We start from the raw sequence: 7,895 nt of genomic DNA, 5'->3' as shown, positions 1-7,895 counted from the left end.
CGCATCCTTCCAGTCGGAAGAAAATATCGCACCATTAAAGCTCGGGATCAAACACCTAGGGTCTGCGCCGCGTCGCTGATGCTTATGCTCCAGCGGTGCAGGAAACGGAGCGCACCCGGTTCCAGGAAAGAGCTCAAACCACTCCGTGTTGGCCTTTCGATTAACTCGATCTTCCATTGCCGCAGCCAGCGCCGGAATTTAGCCCGTTTTACATAGAGTTTGACGAGGGTTTCGGGGACAATAATTTGGCGGAGGCAATGCGCGACTTGATTTTCGTGACATGAAGTTTGCCTGCGCCTGCGGTTAGCTAACCTACGGGATCGATCCGCATAAGGAAAGTTGGCGCTCGCTCATGAAGGGAGGATTGTTTTGAAATTGATCCTGACGGCGATGGAACCGAACCTAGCTGACGCCTGGGCGAAGGAATTTCGCGGCGTAGCCAATGTGCAAATTCATAGGGGGTCTATTTTCGACGTTGAGGCGGACGCGCTTGTCAGCCCCGCCAACAGCTATGGCTTTATGGATGGTGGCATTGATGCTCAGTACTCTCGCGTTTTGGCTGGGATCTCCAGCTTCGACTGCGCCGAGTCATTGTCGACTATCACTATGGGGAGCTCCTGGTTGGAGCCGCGGAAATCGTCTCGACGGGAAATCACAACCATCCCTATCTAATCGCAGCACCGACCATGCGGGTGCCGATGGTGCTCGATCAAAACACCGTCAACCCGTTCCTCACCCGGGCGACCTTGCTACTGGTCCGGCATGGGACGTTCCATACCGAGGCCCTTTCCGGGGCGAAGGTGCGGGAGCATGTCCGGACGATTGCCTTCCCCGGGATGGGAACCGGCGTTGGCCGCGTTCCCGCCGCGCGGTGTGCCAGGCAGATGCGGGCAGCATTCGACCAGGCGCGGCAAGAATCAATCGTTTTGCCCTCCAGTTGGGCCGAGGCTAGTGAGGAACACCAGCTTCTTTACACGGATCGGCCCCGCGGATTGCAGTAGTTCGAGTTTCGCAAGCTTACCCACACCGATATGGACGGCCTCAATCGTCATTCGCCGCATTGAGCTCCTCCGGCCTCAGCCCCTCATTTCCATGATGCGGCCAGGGCAGGAAATTGCGGTCGAAGGCGTCGCTGCCGAAATACTCCAGCGCGCGGTGTGCTTCGGCGCCGTTGAAGGCGGCCTTGTCCATCAGGTGGGCAATGACCTCACGCGCTTGCGCGATCTTCTGCTTCAGTTCGGCAACGGTTGGGTCGGTTGTATCGCTCATGGTTGTTCTCCCGCCCGGCATGCTGTTCATCAACGTGCCCTCCATCAATAGGTAGCGCCTTTGGCCTTGCCGGCAAACAGCATGCTTTTTCTCGACTCTCATCGCTTTTCGTGCCAATTCCCGCGCCATGGCGCTCGACATCAAGATCTGCGGTTTGAAGACCGACCAGGCTATGGCCGCGGCCCTGGCCGGCGGCGCCAGCCATGTCGGCTTTATTTTCTTCGCTAGAAGCCCTCGCTATGTCGGGCCGGCTGAAGCCGGCCGCCTGCGCGAAACGGCGCGCGGCAAGGCTTTGGCGGTCGCCGTCACGGTCGATGCCAGCGACGCCTTCCTGGACGAGATCGTCACGGCCATGCAGCCCGACATGCTGCAGTTGCACGGCTCGGAAACACCCGGACGGGTGGCCGAACTGAAGGCCCGCCATGGCTTGCCGGTGATGAAGGCGTTGCCGCTCGGCGAGGCTGCCGACCTCGGCCGGATAGAGCCGTTCATCGGCGTTGCCGACCGCTTCCTGTTCGATGCCAAACCGCCGAAAGGCTCCGAACTGCCGGGCGGCAATGGCGTTGCCTTCGACTGGCGCATCCTCGCCGGCCTTGACGCCGGCGTCGATTACATGCTTTCCGGTGGGCTCAACGCCGCCAATATCGGCGATGCCCTTCGGCTTGCAAACCCGCCCGGAATAGACATTTCGTCGGGCGTGGAAAGCGCGCCGGGCGTCAAGGATCCGGGGCTGATCGAACAGTTTTTCCGGGCCGTTCCGGGCAGCACGCGACGACCGCGCCGCCTGAAGCCCTAAACCAGAGCATGTCCCGGAAAAGTGGGAACCGGTTTTCCGACAAGGACATGCTCAGAAGACCAGATAAGCAGCATGTCCCGGAAAAGTGGAACCGGTTTTCCGACAAGGACATGCTCAAACAAAGATGCAGGAGATCGGCGATGAACAAGCCGGCGACACCCAATTCCTTCCGCACCGGACCCGACGAGCAGGGCATGTTCGGCATTTTCGGCGGCCGTTTCGTCGCCGAAACGCTGATGCCGCTGATCCTCGATCTGGAAAAGAACTGGAACGAGGTCAAGAACGATCCGGATTTCAGAGCCGAGCTGACCGATCTTTCGACCCACTATGCCGGGCGGCCGTCGAAGCTCTATTTCGCGGAAGGGCTGACCAAGCATCTTCGTGAGGTTTCTTCGGCAAAGGGCCTCGGGGGCGGCGCCAAGGTCTATTTCAAGCGTGAGGACCTGAATCATACCGGTTCGCACAAGATCAACAACTGCCTCGGCCAGATCCTGCTCGCCAAGCGCATGGGCAAGAAGCGCATCATCGCCGAAACCGGCGCCGGCCAGCATGGCGTGGCGTCGGCCACCGTCGCGGCCCGCTTCGGCTTTCCCTGCGTGGTCTATATGGGCGCCACCGACGTCGCCCGCCAAAGCCCCAATGTCTTCCGCATGAAGCTGCTTGGCGCCGAAGTGCGGCCGGTCACTGCTGGCCACGGCACGCTGAAGGACGCCATGAACGAAGCCCTGCGCGACTGGGTGACCAATGTCGAGGACACCTATTACCTGATCGGCACCGCGGCGGGCCCGCATCCCTATCCGGAGCTGGTGCGCGACTTCCAGTCGGTGATCGGTTCGGAGGCGCGCGCGCAAATCCTCGAACAGGAAGGCCGGCTGCCGGACACCATCATCGCCGCTGTCGGCGGCGGCTCCAACGCCATAGGCCTGTTCCACCCCTTCCTGGATGACAAGGATGTGCGCATCATCGGTATCGAGGCCGGCGGTCGCGGTCTCGACGGCATCGAGCATTGCGCCTCGATGAATGCCGGTTCGCCCGGAGTGCTGCACGGCAACCGCACCTATCTCCTGCAGAACGCGGATGGCCAGATCATGGATGGGCATTCGATCTCGGCCGGATTGGATTATCCCGGCGTCGGGCCGGAGCATTCGTGGTTGCGCGATTCCGGCCGCGTCGAATATGTGCCGATCCTCGATGACGAGGCGCTGGAAGCCTTCAAGTTGACCACGCGCGTCGAAGGCATCATTCCGGCGCTGGAATCCGCGCACGCCATCGCGCATGCGGTGAAGATCGTTCCCACCATGGACAAGGACCAGATCGTCATCGTCAACCTTTCGGGCCGTGGCGACAAGGACGTGCACACGGTGGCCTCGATGCTGGGCATGGAGATCTGATCATGACGACCCGCATCGACCGCCGCATGGCGAAGCTGAAGACCGAAGGCCGCCCGGCGCTCGTCACCTATTTCATGGGCGGCGACCCGGACTACGACACCTCGCTGTCGATCATGAAGGCGCTGCCCACGGCCGGCGCCGATGTCATCGAGCTCGGCATGCCGTTTTCCGATCCGATGGCCGACGGCCCAGCGATCCAGGCGGCGGGCCTGCGCGCGCTGAAAGGCGGCCAGACGCTGGTCAAGACCCTGAAGATGGCGGCAGAGTTCCGAGCAGGCGACAATGAAACGCCGATCGTGCTGATGGGTTACTACAACCCGATCTACATCTACGGCGTCGACCGTTTCCTGAAAGACGCGCTGGCCAGCGGCATCGACGGGCTGATCGTCGTCGACCTGCCGCCCGAGATGGACGACGAACTCTGCATTCCGGCGCTGAAGGCGGGCATCAACTTCATCCGCCTGGCGACGCCGACCACCGACGACAAGCGGCTGCCCAAGGTGCTGCAGAACACATCCGGCTTCGTCTACTACGTCTCCATGACCGGTATCACCGGCTCGGCGCTGGCCGACACCGGCAAGGTGGCCGCCGCCGTAAAGCGCATCAAGAGCCATACCGACCTGCCGGTCTGCGTCGGCTTTGGCGTCAAGACCGCCGAGCAGGCGCGCGTGATCGGCGCCAATGCCGATGGCGTCGTCGTCGGCACCGCGATTGTCAATGCGGTCGCCAATGTGCTGGGGCCGAAGGGTGAAAAGACCGCCGATCCGGCCGAGGCCGTCGCCACGCTGGTCAGCGGCCTTGCACAAGGCGTGCGTTCGGCCCGCCTTGCTGCCGCCGAATAGTTCTCCTACCTCTGGTTTCGTGCATGCCGATATCCCAAAACCGGTTCCCACTTTTGGGCGGCATGCATTAACAACTCTTCGTCAGGACAGGAGCCGAAGCGATGAACTGGATCACCAATTACGTTCGCCCGAAGATCAATTCGATGCTCGGCCGGCGCACCGACATGCCCGAGAATCTCTGGATCAAGGATCCCGAGACCGGCGAGATGGTGTTCCACAAGGATCTGGAATCCAACCAGTTCGTCATCCCGTCCTCCGGCCATCATATGAAGATCTCGGCCAAGGAGCGGCTGAAATACTTCCTCGACGACGGCAAGTACGAGCAGCTCGAGAACCCGAAGGTCGTGCAGGATCCGCTGAAGTTCCGCGACGAGAAGCGCTACACCGACCGGCTTAAGGACGCCAAGGCCAAGACCGGCCTGGAAGATGCGATTGTCAACGCGCTCGGCACCATCGACGGCCTGCCGGTGGTGGTGACGGTGCAGGATTTCGCCTTCATGGGCGGTTCGCTCGGCATGGCGGCGGGCGATGCCATCGTGCACGCTTTCGAGGTCGCCCTGCAGCGCAAGCGGCCGCTGGTCCTGTTCGCCGCTTCCGGCGGCGCCCGCATGCAGGAAGGCATCCTGTCGCTGATGCAATTGCCGCGCACAACGGTCGGCGTCGAACGGCTGAAGGAAGCCGGCCTGCCCTATATCGTCGTGCTGACCAACCCGACCACCGGCGGCGTCACCGCCTCCTACGCCATGCTTGGCGATGTGCACATCGCCGAGCCCGGCGCGCTGATCGGCTTTGCCGGGCCGCGCGTCATCGAACAGACCATCCGCGAGAAACTGCCGGACGGCTTCCAGCGCTCCGAATATCTGATGGAGCACGGCATGGTCGACATGGTGGTGTCGCGGCTCGAACTGCGCGAAACCATCGCACGATTGTTGAAGATGCTGCTCAAGATGCCGGAGGCTGAAAAGCCGCTGGAACCGGAAATCTTGCCGCCAGCCGTGGTTGCCGGCGAATCCAGGCCGCAGGCCTGACGCGACACCAGCCGCCGCGAACAATGATTGCGTCATGTCCATGGCGCGCTGTAGCCTTTTGATTGCCATGGCTATTCCGGGATTGATTCTGGTTCTCGGGCCATGCGCCAGGATTCTGTCATGACGACGCTCGCCGCCGACCGCGAAATCGAAGCCCTCATGGCGCTTCACCCGAAAGGCTTCGACCTTTCGCTCGAACGCATCACGCGGCTCTTGGAGCGGCTGGGCAATCCGCAGGACTTGCTGCCGCCGGTCATCCATATCGCCGGCACCAACGGCAAGGGCTCCTGCGCCGCCTTCTCACGGGCATTGCTGGAGGCTTCCGGGCGTCTCGTGCACGTGCACACGTCGCCGCATCTGGTCAACTGGCACGAGCGCTACCGGCTTGCCGCCGAAGGCGGTGGCAGGCTGGTCGACGATGATGTCTTCGCCGAGGCCATTGGCCGCGTCGCCATGGCCAACGAAGGCCAGAAGATCACCGTCTTCGAGATCCTCACCGCCGTCACCTTCATCCTGTTTTCGGAGCATCCCGCCGAAGCCGCCATCATCGAGGTCGGTCTCGGCGGCCGCTTCGATGCCACCAATGTCATCGCCAGGCCGGCCGTGTCGGTGATCATGCCTGTCTCGATGGACCACGAGGCCTATCTCGGCGACCGTGTCGAACTGATCGCGGCTGAAAAGGCCGGCATCATGAAACGCGGCTGCCCCGTGGTGATCGGCGCGCAGGAAAGCGAGACGGCGCTGCAGGTGTTGATCGAAACCGCCGAGCGGCTGGAATGCCCGACCTTCGTCTACGGCCAGGATTTCCTGGCCTTCGAGGAAAACGGCCGCATGGTCTACCAGGACGAGGACGGCCTGATGGACCTGCCGTCGCCGCGGCTGCCGGGTCGTCACCAGTTCGCCAATGCGGCCGCGGCGATCGCCGCGATCAAGGCGGCCGGCTTCGAGATCAGCCACCGCGCCGCCGAAAAAGCGATGACCAGTGTCGCCTGGCCCGGCCGCATGCAGAAGCTGATGCAAGGCCGGCTGGCGGAGCTCGCGCCAAAGGGCGCCGACATCTGGCTCGACGGCGGCCACAATCCGGGCGCCGGGGTGGTCGTCGCCGAAGCCTTGGCCGAGCAGGAAGAAAAGAACCCGCGCCCGCTCTTCCTCATCTCGGGCATGATCAACACCAAGGACCAGAGTGGCTATTTCCGCGCCTTCAAAGGCCTGGTCCGGCATGTCTACACCGTGCCGGTGAGCATGAGCGACGCCGGCGTGCCGAACGACGAACTGGCGATCCGCGCCACGGAAGCCGGGTTGTCGGCAGAGCCGGTCAGTTCCGTCGCCAGCGCGCTGATGCTGCTGCGCGACACCTGGGACGGCCCGCCGCCGCGCATCCTGATCGGCGGCTCGCTCTATCTGGCCGGCGCGGTGCTGGCCGAAAACGGCACGCCGCCGACCTGAGTGCTGTCTCCTGAACGGCTTCGTCGCCCGTGGCCTTCGCGGATGACTTTCTCCAGATCAATGTCGGCGCCGCTGCTTGCAGTCAGGCGGGCATAGAAGGTGGATGCGGGTTCTCGGCCCGCTTCCCGTATCTCGTAGGCTTCGAGCGCGCGTTCGACCACATCGGCTATAGAGCGATTCTCGCGACGGCAAGGCGATGAGCCAGATCGCGTGCTTTTGCACTGCGGACTGAGAGCTGTGATTCGGCCATTTCAAACTCCGGTTTGAAAGAGATATGTGCCAATCCGCTCCAGCCATCAAGACGGCTGCTGATGGCATGCGCATCCGTGCGCATGGGATTTCCAGATTTCCCATGTGCAATCAGCCGTCGAGACGCCGGTTACTTCAGCTCGATCTCGATAAAGGCGTATTCGCCCTCATTGGCGTTGATGACGTCGTGCTCGACGCCTTCCTTGCGGAAATAGGGCGCGCCCTTCTTCATCTCGGCGAAGGATTCACCGTCCTTGGTCAATAGTTTCACCTTGCCGTCCATCAGCGGCACGACGACATAGTCGTGGCCATGGCGGTGCCAACCGGTGTTGTCACCGGGCTGGAAGCGGTATTCGGTGACGATGACGCGCTCATTGTCGATGAAGACGGTGGCCTTGGCGGATCCGGTCATTTTTCTCTCCCTGCTTCTGCTCACAACAGAAGACATGGAAAGCCCTTGTGTGAGGGCCAGAGCAGTTCACCGATGACGCCAACAAAAAAGCCCGGCGCGAGGCCGGGCTTATCGATCCGGTTTTTAAGAACCTCAGGCGAGGTTGCCGTTGATCCAGTGCGACAGCGCGGTCTTGGGCGCGGCACCGACCTTCATGTCGGCCACTTCGCCGCCCTTGAAGATCATCAGTGTCGGGATCGAGCGCACGCCGAATTGCGCGGCAAGCTCGGGATTCTCGTCAATGTTCAGCTTGGCGACCTTCACCTTGCTGCCGAGTTCGACTGCGATGTCTTCGAGCGCCGGCGCGATCATCTTGCACGGGCCGCACCATTCCGCCCAGAAATCGACCACGACCGGCTCCTTGGCGTTGAGCACATCGGCCTGGAAATTGCTCTTGTCGACCTTGACGGTGGCACCCATGCG

Annotated in this window: 8 protein-coding genes and 2 pseudogenes; 6 read left to right on the top strand and 4 right to left on the bottom strand. The window is 62.2% G+C overall.

What is annotated here, in order from left to right; all coding sequences use genetic code 11:
• Positions 1 to 369 precede the first annotated feature (369 nt).
• Positions 370 to 672 (top strand): hypothetical protein, encoded by a 303-nt coding sequence (locus FJ548_RS30165; RefSeq protein ID WP_210241942.1) that lies wholly within the window; start codon positions 370 to 372, stop codon positions 670 to 672.
• A gap of 369 nt (positions 673 to 1,041) precedes the next feature.
• Here the strand turns inward: FJ548_RS30165 and FJ548_RS27425 are convergent, their stop codons facing one another.
• Complete coding sequence (locus tag FJ548_RS27425; protein WP_140606675.1) at positions 1,042 to 1,269, bottom strand: hypothetical protein; 228 nt, start codon at positions 1,267 to 1,269, stop codon at positions 1,042 to 1,044.
• Between the two features lie 127 nt (positions 1,270 to 1,396).
• Here FJ548_RS27425 and FJ548_RS27420 point away from each other — a divergent pair.
• From FJ548_RS27420 to FJ548_RS27400, 5 genes and pseudogenes are all read left to right on the top strand, one after another.
• Positions 1,397 to 2,057 (top strand): annotated as a pseudogene (locus tag FJ548_RS27420) (phosphoribosylanthranilate isomerase).
• A gap of 148 nt (positions 2,058 to 2,205) precedes the next feature.
• Positions 2,206 to 3,456: a tryptophan synthase subunit beta gene (trpB, locus tag FJ548_RS27415; RefSeq protein ID WP_140779529.1), complete on the top strand. Its 1,251-nt coding sequence runs from the start codon at positions 2,206 to 2,208 to the stop codon at positions 3,454 to 3,456.
• Between the two features lie 2 nt (positions 3,457 to 3,458).
• Positions 3,459 to 4,298 carry a tryptophan synthase subunit alpha gene (trpA, locus tag FJ548_RS27410; RefSeq protein WP_140779528.1) on the top strand — a complete coding sequence of 280 codons (840 nt, stop codon included), beginning with the start codon at positions 3,459 to 3,461 and terminating at the stop codon, positions 4,296 to 4,298.
• A gap of 101 nt (positions 4,299 to 4,399) precedes the next feature.
• Positions 4,400 to 5,326, top strand: a complete 927-nt coding sequence (accD, locus tag FJ548_RS27405; protein ID WP_140779527.1) for an acetyl-CoA carboxylase, carboxyltransferase subunit beta — start codon at positions 4,400 to 4,402, stop codon at positions 5,324 to 5,326.
• 120 nt (positions 5,327 to 5,446) lie between these two features.
• Positions 5,447 to 6,772: a folylpolyglutamate synthase/dihydrofolate synthase family protein gene (locus FJ548_RS27400; protein WP_140690835.1), complete on the top strand. Its 1,326-nt coding sequence runs from the start codon at positions 5,447 to 5,449 to the stop codon at positions 6,770 to 6,772.
• Here FJ548_RS27400 and FJ548_RS27395 read toward each other — a convergent pair.
• The 3 genes and pseudogenes from FJ548_RS27395 to trxA form a co-directional block, all read right to left on the bottom strand.
• Positions 6,724 to 7,022, bottom strand: a pseudogene (locus tag FJ548_RS27395) (plasmid stabilization protein). The gene FJ548_RS27400 and the pseudogene FJ548_RS27395 overlap by 49 nt on opposite strands.
• A 129-nt stretch (positions 7,023 to 7,151) precedes the next feature.
• On the bottom strand, positions 7,152 to 7,433 hold the full coding sequence (locus FJ548_RS27390; protein WP_140606681.1) for a cupin domain-containing protein: 282 nt from the start codon (positions 7,431 to 7,433) through the stop codon (positions 7,152 to 7,154).
• A gap of 132 nt (positions 7,434 to 7,565) precedes the next feature.
• Complete coding sequence (trxA, locus tag FJ548_RS27385) at positions 7,566 to 7,892, bottom strand: thioredoxin (protein ID WP_140606682.1); 327 nt, start codon at positions 7,890 to 7,892, stop codon at positions 7,566 to 7,568.
• Positions 7,893 to 7,895 lie beyond the last annotated feature (3 nt).

It is taken from the genome of Mesorhizobium sp. B2-4-17 (genome assembly GCF_006441275.1).
Taxonomy (GTDB): domain Bacteria; phylum Pseudomonadota; class Alphaproteobacteria; order Rhizobiales; family Rhizobiaceae; genus Mesorhizobium.
The sequence above is the reverse complement of the archived record's forward strand: the minus strand, read 5'-3'. Positions and strand labels throughout refer to the sequence as shown.